General features: G+C 47.8%; 15 protein-coding genes. 12 read left to right on the forward strand and 3 right to left on the reverse strand.

Annotation, left to right across the window (positions count from 1 at the left end):
- The first annotated feature begins 12 nt into the window (after nt 1-12).
- From ACFVQB_RS11455 to ACFVQB_RS11470, 4 genes are all read left to right on the forward strand, one after another.
- Nucleotides 13-768, forward strand: coding sequence for a class II aldolase/adducin family protein (locus ACFVQB_RS11455; RefSeq protein WP_379438487.1), 756 nt, complete (start codon nt 13-15; stop codon nt 766-768).
- Nucleotides 769-841: 73 nt separating this feature from the next.
- Nucleotides 842-1,768, forward strand: a complete 927-nt coding sequence (gene cysK / locus ACFVQB_RS11460) for a cysteine synthase A (RefSeq protein WP_379438489.1) — start codon at nt 842-844, stop codon at nt 1,766-1,768.
- 37 nt (nt 1,769-1,805) lie between these two features.
- Nucleotides 1,806-3,425, forward strand: coding sequence for a gamma-glutamyltransferase family protein (locus ACFVQB_RS11465; protein WP_379438492.1), 1,620 nt, complete (start codon nt 1,806-1,808; stop codon nt 3,423-3,425).
- Between the two features lie 217 nt (nt 3,426-3,642).
- The gene (locus ACFVQB_RS11470; protein WP_379438495.1) at nt 3,643-5,622 is read left to right on the forward strand and encodes a CotH kinase family protein; all 1,980 of its coding nucleotides are present in this window, start codon (nt 3,643-3,645) and stop codon (nt 5,620-5,622) included.
- A gap of 110 nt (nt 5,623-5,732) precedes the next feature.
- Here the strand turns inward: ACFVQB_RS11470 and ACFVQB_RS11475 are convergent, their stop codons facing one another.
- The 3 genes from ACFVQB_RS11475 to ACFVQB_RS11485 form a co-directional block, all read right to left on the reverse strand.
- Entirely contained in the window at nt 5,733-6,689 is a 957-nt protein-coding gene (locus tag ACFVQB_RS11475) for an ABC transporter permease subunit (RefSeq protein WP_379438497.1), read from the reverse strand.
- Entirely contained in the window at nt 6,661-7,335 is a 675-nt protein-coding gene (locus tag ACFVQB_RS11480) for an ATP-binding cassette domain-containing protein (RefSeq protein ID WP_379438500.1), read from the reverse strand. The genes ACFVQB_RS11475 and ACFVQB_RS11480 overlap by 29 nt, the downstream gene beginning before the upstream one ends.
- A gap of 71 nt (nt 7,336-7,406) precedes the next feature.
- The gene (locus ACFVQB_RS11485) at nt 7,407-7,928 is read right to left on the reverse strand and encodes a hypothetical protein (RefSeq protein WP_379438503.1); all 522 of its coding nucleotides are present in this window, start codon (nt 7,926-7,928) and stop codon (nt 7,407-7,409) included.
- A gap of 216 nt (nt 7,929-8,144) precedes the next feature.
- Between ACFVQB_RS11485 and ACFVQB_RS11490 the strand changes: the two genes are divergently transcribed.
- The 8 genes from ACFVQB_RS11490 (at nt 8,145) to ACFVQB_RS11525 (ending at nt 22,370) form a co-directional block, all read left to right on the forward strand.
- On the forward strand, nt 8,145-8,789 hold the full coding sequence (locus ACFVQB_RS11490; RefSeq protein ID WP_379438506.1) for a Vat family streptogramin A O-acetyltransferase: 645 nt from the start codon (nt 8,145-8,147) through the stop codon (nt 8,787-8,789).
- A gap of 245 nt (nt 8,790-9,034) precedes the next feature.
- Entirely contained in the window at nt 9,035-10,003 is a 969-nt protein-coding gene (locus ACFVQB_RS11495) for a LacI family DNA-binding transcriptional regulator (RefSeq protein ID WP_379438509.1), read from the forward strand.
- A 198-nt stretch (nt 10,004-10,201) separates the two neighbouring features.
- A complete protein-coding gene (locus tag ACFVQB_RS11500; protein ID WP_379438512.1) occupies nt 10,202-11,158 on the forward strand; it encodes an ABC transporter permease in 957 nt (318 codons plus the stop codon).
- A 12-nt stretch (nt 11,159-11,170) separates the two neighbouring features.
- Nucleotides 11,171-12,067: a carbohydrate ABC transporter permease gene (locus ACFVQB_RS11505; protein ID WP_379438514.1), complete on the forward strand. Its 897-nt coding sequence runs from the start codon at nt 11,171-11,173 to the stop codon at nt 12,065-12,067.
- A 125-nt stretch (nt 12,068-12,192) separates the two neighbouring features.
- The gene (locus tag ACFVQB_RS11510; protein WP_379438516.1) at nt 12,193-13,803 is read left to right on the forward strand and encodes an ABC transporter substrate-binding protein; all 1,611 of its coding nucleotides are present in this window, start codon (nt 12,193-12,195) and stop codon (nt 13,801-13,803) included.
- Between the two features lie 105 nt (nt 13,804-13,908).
- On the forward strand, nt 13,909-15,411 hold the full coding sequence (locus ACFVQB_RS11515) for a glycoside hydrolase family 32 protein (protein WP_379439675.1): 1,503 nt from the start codon (nt 13,909-13,911) through the stop codon (nt 15,409-15,411).
- 26 nt (nt 15,412-15,437) lie between these two features.
- Entirely contained in the window at nt 15,438-17,687 is a 2,250-nt protein-coding gene (locus tag ACFVQB_RS11520) for a GH32 C-terminal domain-containing protein (protein WP_379439702.1), read from the forward strand.
- A 201-nt stretch (nt 17,688-17,888) separates the two neighbouring features.
- A complete protein-coding gene (locus tag ACFVQB_RS11525) occupies nt 17,889-22,370 on the forward strand; it encodes a GH32 C-terminal domain-containing protein (RefSeq protein WP_379438519.1) in 4,482 nt (1,493 codons plus the stop codon).

Genomic DNA, 22,370 nt, shown 5'->3' on the forward strand with positions numbered 1-22,370 from the left:
AGGAGATCAGGCATGACCATAACCATTGACGCACGGACGATTAACCGGCAGCCGAGCTTTACCCATGTTGAGGATGAGCGGCAATACCGGAAAGAGCGGCTTGCCGCTGCCTTTCGGGTATTTGCCAAGCTGGGATATGAGGAAGGGGTCATGGGACATGCCTCCGTTCGCGATCCCGAGAAGACGGACCATTATTGGACGAATCCGTTTGGACTCAGCTTCGGCCTGATCAAAGCGAGCGATCTTGTGCTGATGAACTACGAAGGCAAAATCGTGGAGGGGCACGGGCTCGTGCATCCTGGCGGGATTTTGCTTCACTTGCCGATTCTGCGGGATAATCCGCATATTGTATCGGCTGCGCATACGCATTCCATATACGGGCGAACTTGGTCCTCGTTCGGCCGGTTGCTTGATCCGCTTACGGCGGAAGCGGCCGTCTTCCATAACCGGCATGCGATATACGATAGCTTCGAGCATGGGGAAGGGGACAATCTGGCCCAAGCGGTGGGCAATAACAAGGTCCTTCTGCTCAAAAACCATGGCATTCTTTCGCTGGGCCAAACGGTAGACGAGGCAGCTTACTGGTTCATTTCCTTCGAAAAGGCGAGCCAAGGCCAACTGTTGGCCGAAGCGGCGGGCAAGCCGTTGCTGATCTCCGAATCCCACGCCGAAGCGATTGCTTTGCGTACGGATGCGCAATTCGGATGGCTGAATTTCCAGCCTTATTACCAGTCTATCATCACGGAGCAGCCGTATTTGTTGAAGTGAGCCGGCGAACGTAAGCACGGATTTCAAGATTTTATGAACCGGTCCGGACATCCCGGACGGGAACGGGGGAACCATGGTAGCCAAAAAAGTGAATCTGATTACAGACTTAATCGGCGAGACGCCAGCAGTACGTTTGAACAGGCTGGTAAGCGAGGGTGATGCCGAAGTATACGTTAAACTTGAATATTTCAATCCCAGCGGCAGTCTGAAGGACCGTGCCGCCTACAATCTGATTGCCGAAGCCGAACGAAACGGAAGGCTCAAGCCTGGGGCAACCATTATTGAGCCGACAAGCGGCAATACCGGCATCGGCCTGGCCATGAATGCGGCTGCCAAGGGATATCAGTTGATTATCACCATGCCCAGCAATGCGAACAAGGAGCGTATCCATATTCTGAAAGCTTACGGGGCGGAGGTTGTGCTAACGCCGACCAACGAACGGATGTCGGGAGCCATCCGCAAGGCACTGGAGCTGCAACGGCAGATTCCGGGCAGCTTCGTGCCGCAGCAGTTTGAGAATCCAGCCAATCCCGAAATTCATCGCACGACGACGGCGATCGAAATCATCGAACAGATGGACGGGGAACTGGACAGCTTCATTGCCACGGCCGGAACGGGAGGGACCATTACCGGTACGGGAGAGGTGCTGCGGGAGAGACTGCCGGGCATACGGATTATGGTGATCGAGCCGAAGGGCTCCCCCGTGCTGTCGGGCGGAGAGCCGGGATCGCACAAGCTGATCGGAGCCGGTCCAGGCTTCATCCCGCCAGTCATCAATCAGCAGGTGTATGACGAAATCGTCCAGGTATCCGATGAGGATGCCCTGAACATGTCCCGGCAGCTTGCCCGCTTCGAGGGCATTCTGGTCGGTCCTTCGTCGGGAGCGGCCGTATGGGCGGCTCTGCGGGAGGCACGCCGGCTGGGGGCGGGCAAAAAGGTATTGTGCATCGCGCCCGATAATGGCGAACGCTACCTCAGCTCGTTCATTTTCGGGGAATGATCCATGCTGAAGATTACAGGTAAAGGAGTGGCTGTCGGTGAATTTTGATCCCCATTATCATCCATACCCCGCCTATCGAGCGCCCGCTTATGCCAATCGGGGCATGGTGGCTACTTCCCAGCCCTTGGCCGCGCAAGCGGGACTGGATATCTTGAAGCGGGGAGGCAACGCGATCGATGCCGCCATTGCAACGGCGGCTGCGCTCACCGTGGTGGAGCCTTGCTCCAACGGGATTGGCGGCGACGCTTTTGCCATCGTGTGGAGTGATGGAAACCTCTATGGGCTGAATGCCAGCGGTCCTGCGCCTCGCGACATATCCATCGACAAGGTGAAGGAAGCGGGGCATGAACGGATGCCGACGTACGGTCCACTTACGGTAACCGTACCCGGGGCACCGGCGGCCTGGGCGGAGCTTTTGTCCCGCTTTGGTCGGTTGTCCCTGGAGGACGTGCTGGCGCCCGCGATTGGCTACGCCGAGGAGGGCTTCCCCGTATCACCGACCGCGGCGCTACATTGGGGACGTGCCTGCGAGCTGTATAACACCGCGTTCAAGGATGAAATGTATGCTGCATGGTTCGACACGTTCGCCCCGTCGGGAGGGCGGGCGCCAAGAGCAGGCGAATTGTGGCGCTCGCCGGACCATGCACGCACGCTTCGGCAGATTGCCTCGTCCGGAAGCAAAGAGTTCTACTGCGGGGAATTGGCCGGGCGCATTGCGAATTTCGTGCGGGGCAATGGAGGTTACCTGAGCACGGAGGATTTGGCCGCGTTTGCGCCGGAATGGGTACAGCCCATTCAAGTCAGTTACCGAGGGTACGAAATATGGGAGCTTCCTCCCAATGGCCAGGGGCTGGTGGCGCTTCTCGCCCTCAATATTCTGAAAGGCTTTGAAGGATTGGGTTCGGGCGAGGTGGACACGTACCACAAGCAGATCGAGGCGCTCAAGCTTGCCTTTGCTGACGGAAAGCACTGCATCACTGATCCGTCGCACATGCGGGCGAACATGGAGACTTTGTTATCGGACCGGTATGCCGTCGAGCGGAGAGCGCTGATCGGCAAGGAAGCGGGCTTGCCGGAGACTGGCGAGCCCGCGCGGGGCGGAACGGTGTATCTGGCGGCAGCCGATGGCGAGGGGAACATGGTTTCGTTCATTCAGAGCAATTTCATGCAGTTCGGTTCGGGATTGGTTGTCCCGGGCACGGGCATCGCGCTGCAAAACCGGGGGTGCGGATTTTCGCTTGATCCCGCAGCCGCCAACCGGTTGGAGCCGGGCAAACGGACCTACCATACGATCATTCCGGGCTTCGTCACTCGCGGCGGGGGACGTGAGGCGATCGGCCCGTTTGGCGTGATGGGCGGATTGATGCAGCCGCAGGGGCATGTGCAGGCGATCATGAACCTGATTAACTTCGACCTTCACCCGCAGGCAGCGTTGGACGCTCCGCGCTGGCAATGGATCGGAGGCAAGAACGTAGTCGTGGAGCCGGGCTTCCCGCCTTCAGCGGCGCAGGCGCTGGCCCGACTTGGTCATGACGTTCGCTTTGCCCTGGATAGCGGTTCGTTCGGCCGGGGACAGATCGTTTGGCGCAATCCCGAATCGGGAGTACTTTGCGGTGGCACCGATTCCCGCACGGACGGGATCGTGGCAACATGGTAAGCCTGCTGCGACAACCAGCCATGGTTCTTGCATGAAGAGGTCCCAGGCTGAATCTGTAAAATGAATAGCGATCTTGCATTTCGGGTCACGAGTCGTTGACGGAAAGTTTGGTTTTATTACGTTTTCGGAACATTTAAGATTCATTAAAGGTTTGTCCTCTACCATGGTTTCATAAGCCTAAGTTGCTTAACAGAAACCAAGAAGGAGGATTCATCATTTGAATAGTTTACTACGTAAAGTTGCAGTAACGGCCTTGTCCGTGACGATGGTAACATCATCTTTTGCCCTGGTAGGAAGCCCGAACGCAGCGTTTGCCGCAGAGGATACAAGCACCAGCACAGGCGTCACGCAAGCCTATGAATCGTTGTTCCAAACGGACAACGTCATTGATGTAAATGTTACGATTGATGATGCAGACTGGAAGAGCATGCTCGAAAGCCCGCTGGATAAGGATTATAAGAAGGTAAGTGTGGAGGTGGACGGGAACAAGCTGGATAACGTCGGTTTTTCTACCAAGGGGAACCTGACACTAAAGGCAGTAGCCTCCAATGAAGATTCCGACCGTTACAGTTTCAGACTGAAGTTTGACAAATATGACAAAACGCAGACGCTTCTCGGACTGGACAAAATGGTACTGAACAACAACTACGCGGACCCATCCTACATGCGTGAAGTTTTGCATTACGAAGCATTGCGCAGCATCGGCATGGATGCACCGATGACGAACTACGTCAATCTCTATGTCAACGGTGAATTGGTTGGTTTCTATACGGGTGTTGAAGCAGTGGATGACAGCTATCTGGAGCGCAACTATGGTGAGGATTACGAAGAAGGCGTCCTCTACGATACCGACGAGAAGAGCTACCTCCAGTATGAAGAAGGCAGTGACTACAGCACGATTACGAAGGACTTGGGTACGGACAAGGATAAAACTAAGCTCAAAAACTTCATCAAGACCCTGAATGACATGCCAGAAGGTGAAAAAGGCGATATCGAGAGCGTGTTGGACGTGGATTCCGCGCTTCAATATATCGCAGGTAACATGGTCTTCGGCAACTATGACAGCTATAACGGTGACAAAGGGCATAACTACATGCTCTACAGTGATGCCGATGGCAAGTTCACCGTTGTACCGTGGGACTTTAACATGTCCTTTAATGGATACTCGGGTGGAGGCGGACGTGGAACAACAGGAACAACCACGACCAACACCAACGCAACAAACGTATCCGTGGATGAGCCAGTACTGGGCATTAGCATGGAAAATGTACCGATGATCAACAATCTGCTGGCCGTGCCTGAGTATAAGGAAAAATACTTGAGCTACGTCAATGAGTTGACGGATTATCTGGAAGGTATCCAGGACCGCATCACAGGTCTGGCTGACATCATTCGTCCATATATAGAAGCAGATCCAACGAAGTTCTACACAACAGAGCAGTTTGAATCCAACATCGCATACTCTGCCAACGCTGATGCAACAGGCGGTATGGGTGGCATGGGTGGTACACCACCAGAAGGATTCGAAGGTATGACACCGCCGGAGGGCATGGAAGGCATGACGCCTCCGGAAGGCTTTGAAGGCATGACACCTCCCGATGGTACGACACCACTGGATGGCACAACGGGAACAGGAACAACAGACGGCACAGGCAATACCCAGACACGTCCAGGCGGCAACTTTGGCGGAGGCGGTGGCATGGGCTCTATGGCAGCAGGATCGCTGACGACGTTTGCCCTGAACCGACTTGCCAATCTGCAAGAGCAGCTTGGACGCGAAGTAACGCCTTTGCCAGAGACTTCAGAAGATACAGGCACGGATAACGGAACAGGAACAACAGACAAAGCGATCACTGTAACCCTGGATGGCAAATCAGTTACGTTCCCGGATCAAGATCCATTGCAACAAAGCGGACGAGTTATGGTACCCGTGAACGCCATCCTTGAAGCTTTGGGTGCAGAAGTAACTTGGGACAAAACAGCGAAAACCGTAACCGCCGTTCTGAATGACCAGACGCTTGTGCTCCAAATCGGAAGCAGCACGGCTACAGTGAATGGTGAAACGCTCGAAATCGATGCACCAGCCATCATCAAGAACAGTCGCACACTTGTGCCGGTACGCTTCATCTCTGAAGGACTGGGACTGACCGTGGATTGGGATCAAACGGCTGCACAAGTAACACTTACATCCAAATAAGAAATTTTCTCCGGTAGAGCAACGTTGTTCTACGAAGAACGAGAAAAGGGATTCGATGGTCAGATCGAATCCCTTTTTGCTCTGCTTTTCTACAGAAGGAATAATAAATTTTACATGTTGTACTTACTTTGCCGAGAAAAGCATACGTAGGATAACAGAATAGATAATACTAAGACAGCAATTAAAATACTAAAAGAGGTTATTTCAGAAACAGGGGTTGGTTTGAATAATTGGAATCTCCCTTTAAATTCGAAAATATCGTGAGCTACTACAGAAATAATGTTACGTATATCATATTTTCCAAGCACAGGAACTATAAAATCGTATACAAAAAATATAATGACAGGTAAAAGTGCTGATTTAAATAAAATCCCCAGTAGAAAACCGATTGATGCAAAGACAAGACTTATCATTAAACTGAATAAAAGTTGAACAATTAGGTTGTTATGATCCAGGCTAGTATTAAATCTTGCTGAAATGTCATTTGGAATTCCATTGATGATTTGTTGGTGGAACAAATATCCTGCCATGAATGAAACAAGTGTTGTCGTAACAAAAATAATTAAAACTCCTAAATATAAGGAGAGTAATTTTGAAGTGATTAATTTTGATGAAGGCATTTGAGTTGCTTTTATTCTAATCGTTTTATATTTATAATCATAAGAGGCCAGATAAATAGAATAGATTACAAAAATAATTGGAAAAAAAACAAATGTCATCCATTCTAATGTATTTGTGATAATTGACCTATTATTGAGTAATCCTATAGCATCACCTGCTTCAGCTAAACGAAAACGTACAGGATTATCCACAACTTGTTCGGAACCAGTTCCAGTGATATTTATTGGCATGTCCAGCATTTTATCAACATCCATACCTTCTTCTTTATACAAATTATAAGTTTTAACATATAGGTCATAGGAACTCGTAGCCTTTGATTTTAAGCCATATATATTGAGTAAAGAAATGAAGACAGAGATAATTACAGTGATCCATATTATGTGAGAATACCACTGATATTTCAGTTCTTTTTTTGTACTATTTAATGTAACGTTCGTAGATGTCATTCAATCCTTCCCCCTCTTGAAGTTTGAAATCTTTGATTTGGATCGCAGATTGATCATGAATTAAGATTAAATCATCAATGATGGATGTGTAATACTCGAAATGATGCCCTATTGCTACGATTGTGGTATCTATTGACAATTTTTCTAATATAATCTTGAGATCCATCAGAGTAGCATGATCTAATCCATTGGAAGCTTCATCAAGAAATAAGTATTTGGGCTTAGTTACCAAAGCTATCATTAGGCTTAATTTTTTTCTTTGTCCCAAAGAATAAGATTTAACTTTATTTTTGAGAATTTCTGGTTTAAGAAAATGTGGCATTAATATATTATGATTTTTTTCATTTATACTAGATGTTTGATTAGATAACAATTCTAAATTTTGAAGTCCTGTTAAATTGTGATAAAGGGGACTGTTATCATAAACAACCAATACCTTTTCTCTAACTTCTTCTAAAGGTTGATCATTATATTTGATTTCCCCATGGTAATTTTCGAGATTTAAAAGACATTTTAATAAAGTGCTTTTTCCAGAACCATTTGGCCCCGAAATAAATGTAATTTTATTTTCGGGAATTTGTAATTCGATATTATTGAAAACAACTTGTTTTTTATATTCTTTTGATAGTTTAGATATAGTTATCATAGTTGTCACCTCTCATAACTGAAAACAACGACCATTGTAAATGGCCGTTGTTTTCAGTTGTTATAAGTATTTTAGTAGTTAGTAGCTGTTCCATCTTTGAAAACTTTAATGTAATCAGAAAAGTCAGACTCGTAGACGTTTACATCTCCCCAAGGAGTGACTACTCCGGCTCCGATGGTTGTTTTAGAAAGATAGATATGGTAAGAAGCAGCAGAAGAACTTTGCTTAGTGATACCACCTTTTCTCACTGTATTCGGAAATACAAATCCTGAATCTTGGCTACCGCTACTCGTTGTAATCTGAGTTGCGTTTGCAGTCCAATCTACTACCGCATCGGACCAAGCTAGAAAACTACCTCTAGATAATTTTACTGAATAAGAGGAAGTAGCTGCCGCTAATGAGCTTACATTGTCTTCACTAATATTCTCCTTGTTCACCTGACTAAGTGTAGCATTGTTTGCTGCTTCAATTACTTTAAGTTGATCAGGAGTGAGGTCCTGAACACCCGAAGCGAAAATTGGAGAAACAGAGAATAATAAACTTAAAGCTAAAGCACCTGACGCAACTTTCGGTAAAATACGCGATAATTTCATTTAAAAACCTCCTATATAATTAGAATACTATTAAATATTACCAAAAAAAATTACAAAATTATACATTTATTTGTAAATAATATATTTGTTTTTACATATTTTGTTTTTTGTTGTGATGTCTTATTTTATTATATAGGGAGATAAAATTTAATTGTCTTTGCTAGCTCATATACAAGGTTGTACTTCTGGTACAATGAGGGAAAAGGAGGAACATATATGGCTCCCGATAAAACAAAACTTTTTCCTAACGATCATATTCGTACCGTTTGTTACATTCAAAATTTGCCGCCGCGCTCCAATGTGCTGATCGGTGACTATACGTATTATAGTGACAATAGTCGCCCACCCGAGCAATTTTATGACCGTATTCAGCATCATTATGATTTCCTGGGTGATCGTCTGGTGATCGGCAAGTTTTGTGCAATTGCCGAAGGTGTGACATTCATTATGAATGGTGCCAATCACCGGATGGAGGGCATGACGACGTATCCCTTTAATATTTTCGGTGGTGGTTGGGAGAGAGTAACCCCTACACTGGATCAACTGCCTTTTAAGGGAGACACTGTATTGGGGAACGACGTCTGGATTGGGCAAAATGTATCCATCATGCCGGGTGTCACCATTGGAGACGGTGCCATCGTTGCTTCCAATGCGACAGTCACCAAGGACATCGAGCCTTACACCATTGTGGGTGGCAATCCGGCCAGGCCAATTAAAAAGCGCTTCGACGACGAGATCATTACTTTGCTGCTGGAACTGAAATGGTGGGATCAGGATGAGGCGTGGCTGGACACGCATTTGGAACAACTGGTCTCTACATATGATCCGCATACATTGCGTGAGCTTCTGAAGAGCAAGTAGAGAACGCGTACGTGAATTGATTTGCAAAAAATGAGGCTATAGCTGGTTCCTGATGGAGCCAGCTTGTTTTATTTTGGACTCCATATGCTCATTGCACGCTAAGCCCCTGAACGCCATTCTAGAAGCTTTGGGTGCGAAAGTGTGTGAGGTATAAAATTGTTGATTTAATGTTTTCGAAAAATATTGAAACGTTTCCAATTAGGTGTTATTATGAATTCCATCAGAGAGATAGGCGGGGGGGTTAGATGTCAAGTATTAAAGATGTAGCCAGCTTAGCTGGTGTAGCTGTGGGAACCGTGTCCCGTGTTATTAACAATTCGGGCGCCGTTAAACCCGCAACACGCAGAAAAGTCGAGAAGGCCATACAAGAGTTGAATTATATCCCTAATGAGATTGCCCGAAACTTCAAAATGCGGAAGTCCAAGATGGTAGCCCTGCTGCTCCCGAGTATCTGGCATCCTTTTTTTTCCGAGCTGGCTTATTACATTGAAGATGAGCTGGATCGGGAAGGTTTCAAGCTCATGCTGTGCAATAGCGGTGGCAAACCTGAAAAGGAATTATATTATCTTGATATGCTCCAGCAAAACAAAGTGGCGGGTATTGTCGGCATTACGTACAACGATATCGAAAATTACGTCAGCAATGACATTCCGATTGTCAGTATCGACAGACACTTCAACAAGAAAATCACATGTGTTACGTCGGACAATTATGAAGGAGGGCGTCTGGCGTTAAGGGAACTTGTCAAAGCAGGAGCCAAAAAACCGGCTTTTATGGGGAGTGTCACTTCTGTTTTCAGTGAAACCATGAATCGGAGAGAAGGTTTCATTCAGGAAGCCAGAACCATGGGGGTTGACTACGTTGTATACGAGAAGCCAGACCCGGTTTTGGACGATGATGCCTATTATGGTGAGTTTCTAAAAGAGCATGGGGATGTGGATGGTATTTTTGCCATTACGGATATGTTCGCCGCCAAATATATAGAAAGAGCCGGCAGGCAGGGCATTAGCGTTCCGGAGGATGTAAAGGTCATCGGATATGATGGCATTCAGGATCATCCTTATTTCCATCCAATATTGTCAACGATCAGACAACCTGTAGAGGAGATGGCACGTACGACGATCAGGCTGCTCTACAAAAAGATCGATGGGGAAACATTGGACCGGGAAGTTTATCGTCTTCCAGTCATATTTAGACAAGGTGAAACGACTTGATGGTTCCTGAGAACAAAAGGCTTCACCCCTTTAATTAGTTTAGAAAAACATCAGAAGCACGGCCGCTTCACCAGTGGATTAGCCGTGTGACGTTTTTCTCATGTTAAATTGGAAACGTTTCAATTATTATGAGAGCGCTTCATATAAATTGGAAACGTTTCAATAACATAAAATAAAAATTTTACGAAGAAAGGGAGTATGACGGTGATTTCACGAGATTCCGGGGGAGAACAAACCCTGATCAAAGAAAATCGTAAAACTTGGAGTCGAATTAAACGCAACTATGAACTGTACCTGTTCCTGCTGCCGATCATTCTGGTTTACCTCCTGTTCAAGTACTACCCGATGTACGGAGTACAAATTGCATTTAAGGATTTTTCACCAAGCCAGGGAATTTGGGGCAGCGAATGGGTGGGTTTCCGGCATTTTATTGATTTTTTCAATTCTTATAACTTCTGGACGATCATGAAAAATACGCTAACACTCAGTTTTCTATCGCTTGTGTTCAGCTTCCCGGCTCCAATTATTATCGCGATCATGCTGAATCAGATGCTGGGCAAAGGATACAAGAAATTTATCCAGACCGTCATTTATGCGCCGCACTTTATTTCTACCGTTGTGCTCGTCGGTATGCTCCATGTTTTTTTATCGCCAAACAGCGGGATCGTGAACCACATCATTACCTGGTTCGGTGGAGAACCCATTCTATTCATGGCTGACGAAGGCTGGTTTCGTCCTTTGTACATTTTGTCAGGGGTATGGCAAGAGACCGGTTTCGCTACAATTATTTACCTGGCTGCCCTTGCCGGGGTTAATCCCGAACTGCATGAAGCCGCAATTGTGGATGGAGCAAGTAAATGGAAGCGTGTATGGTACGTTGACATTCCGTCCATCTTGCCGACCATTGTCATCCTGCTCATTCTCGCACTCGGGAACGTCATGAGCATTGGTTTCGAGAAAGCATTTCTAATGCAAAGTGACCTGAACTATGCCACCTCCAATATTATTCCAACCTATGTATATGAATTGGGGATTCAGAAGGCGCAGTACAGCTTTTCTACCGCGGTCGGACTGTTTAACTCTGTCATCAATATCATCCTGATTGTCATCGTCAATCGGATCGCCAAAAAATTAACGGAAACCAGTTTGTGGTAGGGGGGATTCACTGTGAACCAATTTTTGAAGAGAAAAACCAGAGGAGACGCATGGTTTGACGCTATCAACTATTTCTTCTTGACCGTAGTTATGCTGCTTGTTTTATTTCCGCTGTATTTTGTGTTGATTGCTTCATTCAGTGATCCCAATCTAATTTATTCTGGGGAAGTATGGTTATTACCAAAGGGATTCACGCTCGACGGCTATGAACGAATATTCAATGACTCCTCCATATGGATCGGGTATGCCAACTCCATATTATACGCTGGCGTAGGAACCTTGATCGGAGTAGCGGTTACCGTATTTGCAGCTTATCCGTTAGCACGGAAGGATCTGGTTGGAAGGTCGGTCATCATGTGGTTTTTGCTGATCACCATGTTTTTTAGCGGCGGGTTGATTCCGACGTATTTGTTAATCAAGGATCTTCACATGCTGAATACGATCTGGGCGCTTGTAATCCCGGGTGCTGGTGGCATAATGAACGTCATTATCGTAAGGACCTTCTTTCAGTCCTCCATCCCGGATGAAATGAGGGAAGCAGCGTCGATCGACGGTTGTTCCAACACCAGATTTTTCTGGAGTATTGTGTTGCCTTTATCCAAGTCCATTTTAGCTGTCATGGTGCTGTATCATGTCGTCGGCTTCTGGAATGGTTTCTTTGACGCTTTGATCTATTTGAACGACGAAAGCAAATATCCGCTTCAACTGGTGCTTCGCAATATTCTCGTCCAGAACCAAGTAAACTCCGGCATGATGGTGGATGTCGAATCCTACGCAGCGAAGATGCGCGTAACGGAACTGATTAAATATGGAGTCATCATGGTATCCAGTCTGCCGCTGCTGATTTTGTATCCTTTCCTGCAAAAGTACTTTGTCAAAGGCGTAATGATCGGCTCGATCAAGGGATGATGTTGTCATGGTACTTGAAAGGGGGGATGTGCAGCAGAATCGATATATCTGCATCCAGACCACTATAGAGTAAGACAAGGTAAGATATTCAACTTGTGGAATGATCTTGAGGGAGGTTATGCACGATGAAATCTGTATTCAAAAGAGCGGGAATTCTTATGATTGCTGGAGCTTTTGCGCTGAGTGGATGTTCAGGAGATTCCAAGAATCAGTCGGAAAATTCCGCTGCGAGTTTTAACAAAACGGGTCTTCCGATTGTGAATGAACCGGTATCGTTAAAGATGGTATCCCCGAAAGCTGCTTTGGCACCGGAGTATTCTCAAATGGAAATTTTCAAGAAGCTGGAAGAGCAAACCAACGTTAAGATCGAGTGGGAGAACATTCCGGATACCGACTTTACCGAGAAGAAAAATTTGTTGCTGGCCAGTGGAGATTTGCCTGACGCTTTTTATGGAGCCGGATTTTCGGATTACGAGCTGGTTAATTACGGCACAGACGGAACGATCCTTCCATTGGAGGATTTAATCGATCAATATGCGCCTAACCTGAAAGCGCTTTTAGAACGCAGGCCTGACATCAAATCCTCGATCACGGCACCGGATGGGCATATTTACGGACTGCCTTCTTGGGAAGAGAACAATCTTGGAACGAACCCCTTCTTTCACGTTATCAATAAAAAATGGCTCGACAAGCTGGGGCTGAAAATGCCACAGACACTGGATGAATATACGGAAGCATTAGTTGCCTTTAAAACACAGGATCCAAACGGTAACGGCAAGGCCGACGAAATTCCGCTGAGCTTTATGCATATGCAGTGGTGTATGGACATTGCTGGGATATTCGGAGCATTCGGACTTCCAGATAACATGGAACATCGGGTCGTCCGGGACGGAAAAGTGATCTTTACTGCTACGCAGCCTGAATATAAGGAAGCGTTGAAATATTTTAATGAAAAATGGTATAAGCAGGGCTTGATTGATCCTGAATCGTTCACCCAGGATGCTGCTCAGTATCTGGCCAAAGGGAAAACAACAATCGAAACGCTCGGCTCCTATATCTGGTGGGAAGTCGATGAGGTGGTCGGAACGGAGCGAAGCAAGGATTATGCTTTGCTGTCCCCGCTCAAAGGACCGGACGGGGATCAATCGATCGGTCGCGGCAACGGTGGCGGTCCAGGACGCGGTGCTTTCGTGATTACTAAAGAGAACCAGAATCCGGAAATCACAATCCGTTGGATCGACCAGCAGTATGAACCGTACATGGCTGCTCAAATCCACTGGGGTCCGCTGGATGTCGTATTCAAGAAGGACGAAAATGGGAAATTCGTGAACCTGCCGATTCCTGAGGGCACTTCCGCGGGCGAATTCCGTCAAAAAGTGGCTCCAGGCGCAGGCGGCCCTGGCGTCATTACCATCGAAGATTTGGGAAAAGTAGTTGATCTGGAGCCTAGAGCCCAGCAGCGCGTTAAAGACTTGGAGAAATATTACGATCCCTATATGGAAGAGGAAAACTACCCGAGTATCTTCTTTGAGCCGGAGGAGCTGGACAAAATCAATCGAATTGAGCCCGAATTGATTAAATATGTAAATACCCAGCGAGGAAAATTCATTGTTGATGGCGGCGTGGATGAGCAGTGGGACAGCTATGTGAAGAACCTGGATAAGATGGGATTGAACGAATTGATGGAGATCTATCAAAATGGGCTGGATCGTTATAACGCAAGTTTAAACAAATAATTAATCAAATCGATGATCATGGAATTAACAAGACGGGAAGGGGCTCTTCAATCTATGCCGAAGACTGAGGAAATTAATAAGATAATGGAGTCAAATAAACAGCTTATGGATGAGAGATTTAGACCGGGATATCATTTTTCGCCTCCATCCCATTGGATGAACGATCCGAACGGATTAGTCTATTACGAGGGAGAATATCATCTGTTTTATCAACATCATCCCTATAGTAATAAATGGGGGCCGATGCACTGGGGCCATGCCGTAAGCCATGATCTGATTCATTGGCAGCATGAACCTATCGCTCTGTTCCCAGACGAGCATGGAGCCATTTTTTCTGGTTGCTGTGTGGTTGACTTTAATAACAGCAGCGGATTGTTCGCGGGTACCCATGGATTGATTGCGATCTTTACCCATGCGGATACTTGTCCAGAGACCGGGCAGCCGCGTCAGCGGCAAAGCTTGGCTTACAGCAGCGATAAAGGAAGAACCTGGCATAAATATGAGGGGAATCCGGTTCTTGCCGAACCTGATCTGGTAGATTTCCGGGACCCGAAAGTGTTCTGGCATGCACAAAGTGAGCGGTGGGTTATGACCATTGTAGCGGGAGATCATGCTCGGTTTTATGGATCGGAAAATTTGCGTGAATGGACATTAACAGGGGAATTCGGGCAAGAAGAAGGCTCGCATGACGGCGTTTGGGAATGCCCGGATCTCTTTAAATTGCCAATCGATGAAAGTGGGCGTTCCAAATGGGTACTTATCATTAGCATTGGGGATAACCCTGCCTTTCCGGAAGGATCACGCACGCAATATTTTATCGGAGAGTTCGACGGAAATACATTCATCAACGACAATTCGGCTGATCATATCATGTGGTTGGATCACGGTCGGGACAACTATGCAGGGGTCACCTGGGCGGATATGCATGAACAAGACGGACGACGCGTGATCATCGGTTGGATGAGCAACTGGAAATATGCCAACGAGACTCCAACCGGAGACTGGAGAGGCGTAATGACTCTGCCTCGCGCCCTGTCACTGACCAGTCGTGACGAGGGCATCGTGCTAACCCAAATGCCTGTCCGGGAAATAGAACAGCTGCGGAAAGAGTCGATAAGCTGGTCTGATGTCACGGTTACGCAGGAGGTCCCGTTTATAATAAAGACAAAGGATGATCTACTGGAAATTGAAGCGGACATCGATATTCGAACTGCGGGCGAGGTTCATATCAAAATGCAATCGTCCGGGCAGAGTGAGACAATCATCGGCTATGACCCTGTGCGCCAATGGCTATTCATCGACCGTTTCAAATCGGGCATGACTGACTTTCATCCATCATTTGCATGCCAGCATGGGGTCATGCTGGTTCCGGAAAATGAGAAAATCAAGCTGCATATTTGGCTGGATCGCAATGCGGTTGAAGTGTATGCGAATCAGGGCCTGGTTGTTCTGACGGATCAAATTTTTCCGGATGCAACGATGAATAGGATTTCAATAGGAACGAATTCAGGGCAGGTTGTATTGAGCTCGCTTCATATCCATGCTCTTCAGTCCATTCATATCCCCAATGGCACCACAGAGCAGACATTAGGGAGGGATGAAGCGTGAGTCAAACATCAGACAGTCAGCGGCTGATGATGTATTGGGCCTTTGATGAGGGAACCGGAGCCAGCGCTGTGGAGAGCATATCTCAAGTACAGGATGATATTCAGTACGTATTTAATCAAGCCGAGTTTACGGAATCCTGCGATCCGCAGTGGAGACAGGGAGTTATGGGGGGCGGGCTCCTCTTCGATGGTTACTCGACTTATATTGCCCATTCGGTCAATGAGGGGGAACCGAACGGCAAGCAAAAGTATCGATCAGCGCTAAGTATTGGAGTATGGGTAGCACCGCGCTCTTATGAATGGGGCTCTGAAGGCAAGTTGTCTGCCATTGTGAACCACCACAACATGGATCGCAAGCAGGGGTATCTGCTTGGGATGTACCGTCATGGCTCCTGGTCCTTTCAAGTCGGGCTGGAAGGAGGGGACTGGAAGGAAGTTTGGTCGCCGGACGGTCAGGAACTGCCCAAGAATGAATGGTCTTACGTGAATGCAGTATTCGATGGGACCCAAGGAGAAATGAAGCTGTATTTAAACGGCAGGGAAATCGCTTCGGCTGATCTGCCCCCCGGTTCTCGCCTGGACGAGGCGGTGGACACGGAGTTGCTCATCGGCAAAAACAATCACAGCAGCCTGCTGGCGGAAGTATTCAGCCTTCACATGTTTAGCGGTATCCTCGATGAACTCAAGGTTTATAATCGAGCCCTGAGCGAGGAAGAGGTGGTCGCTTCCTATCGACACGTGTTGGAAACCGTCTATGGAGGAGCCCATCCGACATTAACGTATGATGAGATCAAGCTGGATCGGACGCCACTGCTGCCGGATCGGCATAGACCGCAGTATCATGTCAGCCCGCCGGCTCATTGGATGAACGAGCCTCATGCGCCGATCTATTTTGACGGGAATTATCATTTATTCTATCAGCATAACCCCCTTGGGCCGTTTTTTCATCAGATCCACTGGGGACATTGGGTAAGTAAGGATCTGGTGCATTGGCGTGATCTTCCTGTGGCATTAGCCCCTGAAAATGATCAGCTCGCACCGGACGGGATCTGGTCGGGAAGCGCGACATATGATGCAGACGGCCTGCCTGTCTTATTCTTTACGGCGGGCAATGACAATGCTTCGCCCAATCAGAGCGTGGCGCTTGCCCGAAGTAACTATTCCCGGGATGGAGATCCGGATTTGGTTCACTGGGTCAAACATGCGGAGCCGTTGATCGTGCAGAAGAAGGGCATGGGCGTATTCGGAGATTTCCGGGATCCATTCGTGTGGAAGGACGATGACGAATGGTTTGCCTTGGTCGGGTCCGGAATCGAAGGCGAAGGTGGAGCAGCGCTCGCATTTGCATCACAGGATATGCTGAATTGGACGTACAAAGGGTCATTGTTTAAAGCGGATATTCAGAAATTCCCTTATCTTGGACCCATCTGGGAGCTTCCTGTGCTTCTTCCCCTTGGTAGCGACAAGCAGGGAGTGAACAAGCATCTTCTATTGGTGAGTCCAGTGGGACAGGGAGCGGATGTCGAGGTATTCTATTGGACCGGGAAGCTTGACAAACAAAATCTATCATTCATTCCCGATCAAGAGGAGCCGCAATTGATTGACGTCGGTGATTTCCATTTTACCGGTCCGAGCGGAATGGTTGATCCGAAGACCGGCCGAAAGATTGTGTTTACGATAGCGCAAGGTGACAGGACGTCCGAGCTGGAATATCAATCGGGCTGGGCTCATAATGGCGGCTTGCCGTTAAGCGTGTATTTGAGGGATGACGGACGGCTGGGAATTGAGCCGATTGAAGAGCTCCAATCCTTGCGTGGCGCCAAGCGGTTATCGCTCCGGGACAAATCATTGGCTGAGGCTAATATGCTACTGAGGGATGTACAAGGAGACATGCTTGAGATTCAACTGGAGATGGAGCCTGGCAGTGCCAAACAACTCGGCATCAAGGTCCGGTGTACGCCGGATAACGAAGAAGAAACCCTGCTGTATTATGACTGGAATCAATCGATGCTCTTGGTCGATCGAACGAAAACGACGCTTCATCCGGGAGAAAAGTGCCGAGGGATCCAGGGTGGTAAGCTTGAGCTGTTAGGGGAGAATTTAAAGCTTCATATTTATTTGGACCGCTCCATGGTCGAAGCCTATGCAAACGGATTGAAAAGTCTGACGACCAGGGTGTATCCAAGCCGTAAAGATGCTTTGGGGATTGAGATCTGGGGAGATGGGGAATTGTTGGTTAAATCGCTGGATATATGGGAGATGAAATCCATTTGGTAAAAAGAGCGCTTAGGCGCTCCTTACCCTTTGGATAAAGGAGCAAAGCTCAAAAAATTTGTACTCTTCAGTTTGGAAGCGCTTCACATATACATTTATCTTTTCTCTCCTTCCTTCATGACTATTCATCCTTGTTACAGGGGGAGCATGTCGAAATGCGGTATCGATGTTTTCTAAATATGAAATCATGGAGGAGGATCTTGAATGAGGAATGTAATAACAAGGAAAACCTGGATCTCCAAAATGGTCATATGGGTAATGGTTCTCCAGCTTGTTGCTCCTGGAATATCGGCTGCAGCCGAAGTTGGAGTGAATGCTCGGGAGGCGTTAACTCCTAAGGCTGATGAGGGGTTGTCAGTTACGGATACAGTCTATCAAATCCAGAATCCAAGCTTCGAAACCGGGGATATGTCAGGCTGGACGGTTGTCAGAGGTCAAGCATTCGGTCAGGACAGCGTATCGGACGAAACCACTTGGTGGGCGGAACAAATCCCGTACAATCAGGAAGGGAACTATCATCTAAACGGCTGGAAGCATGACGAGGCTGCAACCGGCGTTCTCCGTTCCAGCACCTTCGAGCTGGGTGGCAGCGGCTGGATCAGCTTCAAGCTTGGCGGTGCGAAAAATCCAAACAAGGCATATGTAAATATCGTGGAAGCCAAGACGGGGCAAGTCATTGCCCGGTATGGCAATAGCGCCTTCGCTGACGTTGGCTTCCCAAATCCCGACCAGGGCTTGCGGCTTGCGAATATGGAGCAATATAAGGCGGATCTTTCCGAATATTTAGGCAAGGAGCTGTATGTGGAGATCGTTGATAATGCAACCTCGGATTGGGGCGTGATCTTTGCGGATGCCTTCTTCATGTACCATGAATCCGAGCCGGCTGAAGGCATTACCGCCACGGATATCAAGCCGGATTTCAAACGCTATCAAATCGAAAATCCCAGCTTTGAAACCGGGAATTTAACAGGCTGGACGGTTGTAGAAGGCGAGGCGTTTGGTCCGAACAGCGTATCGGACGAAACAACCTATTGGGTCGAACAAATCCCGTATAACCAGGAAGGCACTTATCATTTAAACGGATTGAAGTATAACGAGACTGCGACAGGTAAGCTTCGTTCCAGCACCTTCGAGCTGGGCGGAACAGGCTGGATTACCTTCAGACTGGGCGGAGGCAAGCATACGGATCAAGTGTACGTGAACATCATCAATGTGGATACGGGAGACTTAATTGCCAGGTACGGCAACACCGAATTTAGCGAGTCCGGGTTCCCGGATCCGGCACAGGGCTTGAGACTCGCGAATATGGAGCAGTATAAAGCCGATCTCTCCAAGTATATCGGCAAGAAGCTGTATGTGGAGATCGTCGATAATGGGTACGCGGATTGGGGAGTAATCTTTGCGGACGCCTTCCACACCTTCAATGAACTCGTACCGGAAGAAGGAGTTATGGCAGATAACATTATGCCGACTGAAATCCAGAATCCCAGCTTTGAAACCGGAAATTTAGAGAGCTGGACCGTTGAAGGCAACGCTTATCAAGTGAACAATGAAGCTCAAGCGGGTAAAGAAGGTAACTTTTTTGCCAAATCCTCCTTGGAAGGACAGGGCTCGATTACCTCTAGCACCTTCACGCTTCAGGGAACCGGGACCATTAACTTCATTGTTTTGGACATCGTCAATCCGCAGAATGCCTACGTCGCATTATATGATGCCAGTACTGATACGTTGCTTGAGAAGACCGGGGATGTCAGTGCGAATGAGAAGATTTCCTGGGAAATGCAGCAGTACTATAACAAGCGGCTTTATATCAAGGTTATCGATCAATCCAATCAAGCTCGTATTTCCGTTGATGCTTTTCAAGCTCATGGTACGGGTACCATTTTCCGCATGAGTCTTGATGAAGGCGCAGGAAAAAAGGTGCTTGAGGAAGTAAGCAATATTGAACACGATGTGAACTATGTTTTTAACAACGCCAGATACATGGACTCCAAGGAACCGAGATGGACTCCGCGCGGAGTAAAAGGCGGCGCCCTGCTGTTCGATGGATACTCAAATGATATCGAGGTCAATGCAAAGAATGCCGTTCCTGTAAGTGATGCGTTGACGCTTGAAGCTTGGGTCGCGCCGCGCAGCTACGAATGGGGAGATGGAAACAAGCTGTCTGCAATCGTGAACCAGTCCGATCAGGATAAGGCAGAAGGCTTCGCACTTGGCATGTACCGGCACGGCACATGGTCCCTACAGGTCGGGATTGGCGGCCAGTGGATTCAGGTATGGGTAAAAGATCATCCACTCGAAAAGTACAAATGGAATTACGTTGCGGCCACGTTCGACAAAAAGGACGGAATGATTAAGTTGTATCTGAACGGTCAGGAAGTGGCTTCTGAGGCGACCTCTGTCAACGTTCCGATCACACCCTCTACCGAAAACCTGATTATTGGTAAACATAATAAACCGGTAGAGTTGGCAGGGTTGTTTTCTTACAATATGTTCTCTGGACTCATTGATGAAGTGAAGCTGCAAAACAAAGCCCTCACTGATCAGGAGATCCTTGCTGAGTATGAGAATGTGAAGTCGCTTCACGGCGGTTCGGTCCCGGAAATTCCGAATGGCGATATTGATGAGGACCCCAGTGTGTTTGACGGTGATCAGCACCGTCCTCAGTATCATGCGATGCCACCGCAAAACTGGATGAATGAAGCGCATGCACCGATTTATTATAACGGCAAATACCATTTATTTTATCAACATAACCCGCAAGGTCCATACTGGCATCAAATCCACTGGGGACATTGGGTGAGTGACGATATGGTACATTGGGGAAATGTGAGGCCTGCTCTTGCCCCCGAAGCAGGCACCCTTGATCCGGACGGCGCATGGTCAGGCAGTGCAGCGTATGATCGAGACGGCAATCCTGTTCTGTTCTATACTGCCGGCAATGACTCCCTGTCGCCGAATCAAAGAACAGGGCTGGCGACTCCGGCAGATTTGTCCGACCCCAATCTGGAACAATGGGTGAAATATCCTGATCCGGTGACGGAGCAGAACGGGAACGGCATCCATAACGAGTTCCGCGATCCGTTCGTCTGGTACGACGAAGAGGTAGATAAGTGGTATCAGTTAGTGACCTCCGGTCTTGAAGACTTCAGCAGCGGCACAGCTTTGGTGTATGTGTCCGACGATATGTACAACTGGGAGTATAAGGGGCCTTTATACGTTAGTGACAGAAGCCTCTATCCGGAGCTCGGTACGGTATGGGAACTGCCAGTATTGCTGCCGTTAGGCAAGGATAGCACGGGCAAGCAAAAGTATATTTTCATGGTTAATCCGCATGAGAAACCGGAGCAAGTGCCTCCAGCAAACGATGTGCAAAGAGATGTTGAGGTCTTTTACTGGATAGGCACCTGGGACCGGGATCACTTCAAATTTATTCCCGACCAGGAGGCACCCTCCAAAATGGATGTGGGCGATGGCTATTTAACCGCAGAGAGCGGTATGGTCACACCTGACGGAAGAACGGTCGTTTACTCCATGGTGCAAAATGTAAGAACGCCGCAAGCCGAATACCAAGCCGGATGGGCGCATAATTTGGCATTGCCAGTTTCACTGAGCCTGGATGAGCATGATCAATTGCGTATTGAACCGATTCAAGAATTGCAGAGTCTCCGAGGAGATAAGGTGGTTGATTTCTCGGACAAAAATTTGGCTGCCGCCAATCAATTGATCCGGAATGTCAAAGGCGACATGCTGGAGGTTGTGATGGAAGTTGATCCGGGCGAAGCCCAGAAATTTGGGCTCAAGGTGCGGCGCTCCGATAATGGCCAGGAAGAAACGCTGATTTACTATGACAAGACAAACGGGACCTTTAATGTAGATCGGACAAAAAGCAGCATTGATCCGGATGTACGCGTGGATGGCATTCAAGGCGGATACGTGGATTTGGACGGAGAGAACCTGAAGCTCCATATTTTCCTTGACCGTTCGGTTGTTGAAGCCTTTGCCAATTACAAAAAAAAGCTGACAACCCGCGTCTATGTAGGCAGATATGACTCCTTGGGCATGCAGGTGTGGGCCGACAACGATATTACAGTCAAGTCGATGGAAGTATGGGAGATGAACGCTTTAACGGGTGAACCGGCTGCTCCGGTCGATGTGCCTGACAACTGGGACAACTCCGTGTATACCGATATTACGGAGCTGCCTAACCATGATTTTGCTACAGGAGATTTGACAGGCTGGATTACGGAAGGAGACGCTTTCCAGGATGTCCATGTAACCGATGCCCAGTTTTTCTGGGATACGATTTATTTCAATCCGTCGCATAAAATTCCGGGCGGCCATCACTTATGGGGCTTTAATGAAGAAGCCGGGGGTGACAGCTTGACGGGAACGCTAAAAACACAAAACTTCGTCCTTGGCGGGAATGGCAAAATCAACTTCCTTATCAGCGGCGGCCGTGATATAGATAAGCTCTATGTTGCGCTGGTTCGGGCGTCAGACGGCAAAACGTTATTTAAAGAGACAGCAACCAATTATGAGGAGTATCAACGGAAGATTTGGGATGCGTCGGAGTATATCGGCCAGGAGCTTTACATTAAGGTGGTTGATCAATCCACAGGCGGCTTTGGACATATTAACGTTGATGATTTTAATGTACCGGTTAAGGTGCAGAATCCGACTTGA

This window comes from Paenibacillus sp. NPDC057886, from assembly GCF_042796655.1.
In the GTDB taxonomy this organism is placed as follows: domain Bacteria; phylum Bacillota; class Bacilli; order Paenibacillales; family Paenibacillaceae; genus Paenibacillus.

Coding starts and splice junctions, on each gene's coding strand:
- ACFVQB_RS11455 (WP_379438487.1), top strand. CDS start 13: ATGACCATAACCATTGACGCACGGACGATTAACCGGCAGCCGAGCTTT.
- cysK (WP_379438489.1), top strand. CDS start 842: ATGGTAGCCAAAAAAGTGAATCTGATTACAGACTTAATCGGCGAGACG.
- ACFVQB_RS11475 (WP_379438497.1), bottom strand. CDS start 6,689: ATGACATCTACGAACGTTACATTAAATAGTACAAAAAAAGAACTGAAA.
- ACFVQB_RS11480 (WP_379438500.1), bottom strand. CDS start 7,335: ATGATAACTATATCTAAACTATCAAAAGAATATAAAAAACAAGTTGTT.
- ACFVQB_RS11485 (WP_379438503.1), bottom strand. CDS start 7,928: ATGAAATTATCGCGTATTTTACCGAAAGTTGCGTCAGGTGCTTTAGCT.
- ACFVQB_RS11490 (WP_379438506.1), top strand. CDS start 8,145: ATGGCTCCCGATAAAACAAAACTTTTTCCTAACGATCATATTCGTACC.
- ACFVQB_RS11495 (WP_379438509.1), top strand. CDS start 9,035: ATGTCAAGTATTAAAGATGTAGCCAGCTTAGCTGGTGTAGCTGTGGGA.
- ACFVQB_RS11500 (WP_379438512.1), top strand. CDS start 10,202: ATGACGGTGATTTCACGAGATTCCGGGGGAGAACAAACCCTGATCAAA.
- ACFVQB_RS11510 (WP_379438516.1), top strand. CDS start 12,193: ATGAAATCTGTATTCAAAAGAGCGGGAATTCTTATGATTGCTGGAGCT.
- ACFVQB_RS11515 (WP_379439675.1), top strand. CDS start 13,909: ATGGATGAGAGATTTAGACCGGGATATCATTTTTCGCCTCCATCCCAT.
- ACFVQB_RS11520 (WP_379439702.1), top strand. CDS start 15,438: ATGATGTATTGGGCCTTTGATGAGGGAACCGGAGCCAGCGCTGTGGAG.
- ACFVQB_RS11525 (WP_379438519.1), top strand. CDS start 17,889: ATGAGGAATGTAATAACAAGGAAAACCTGGATCTCCAAAATGGTCATA.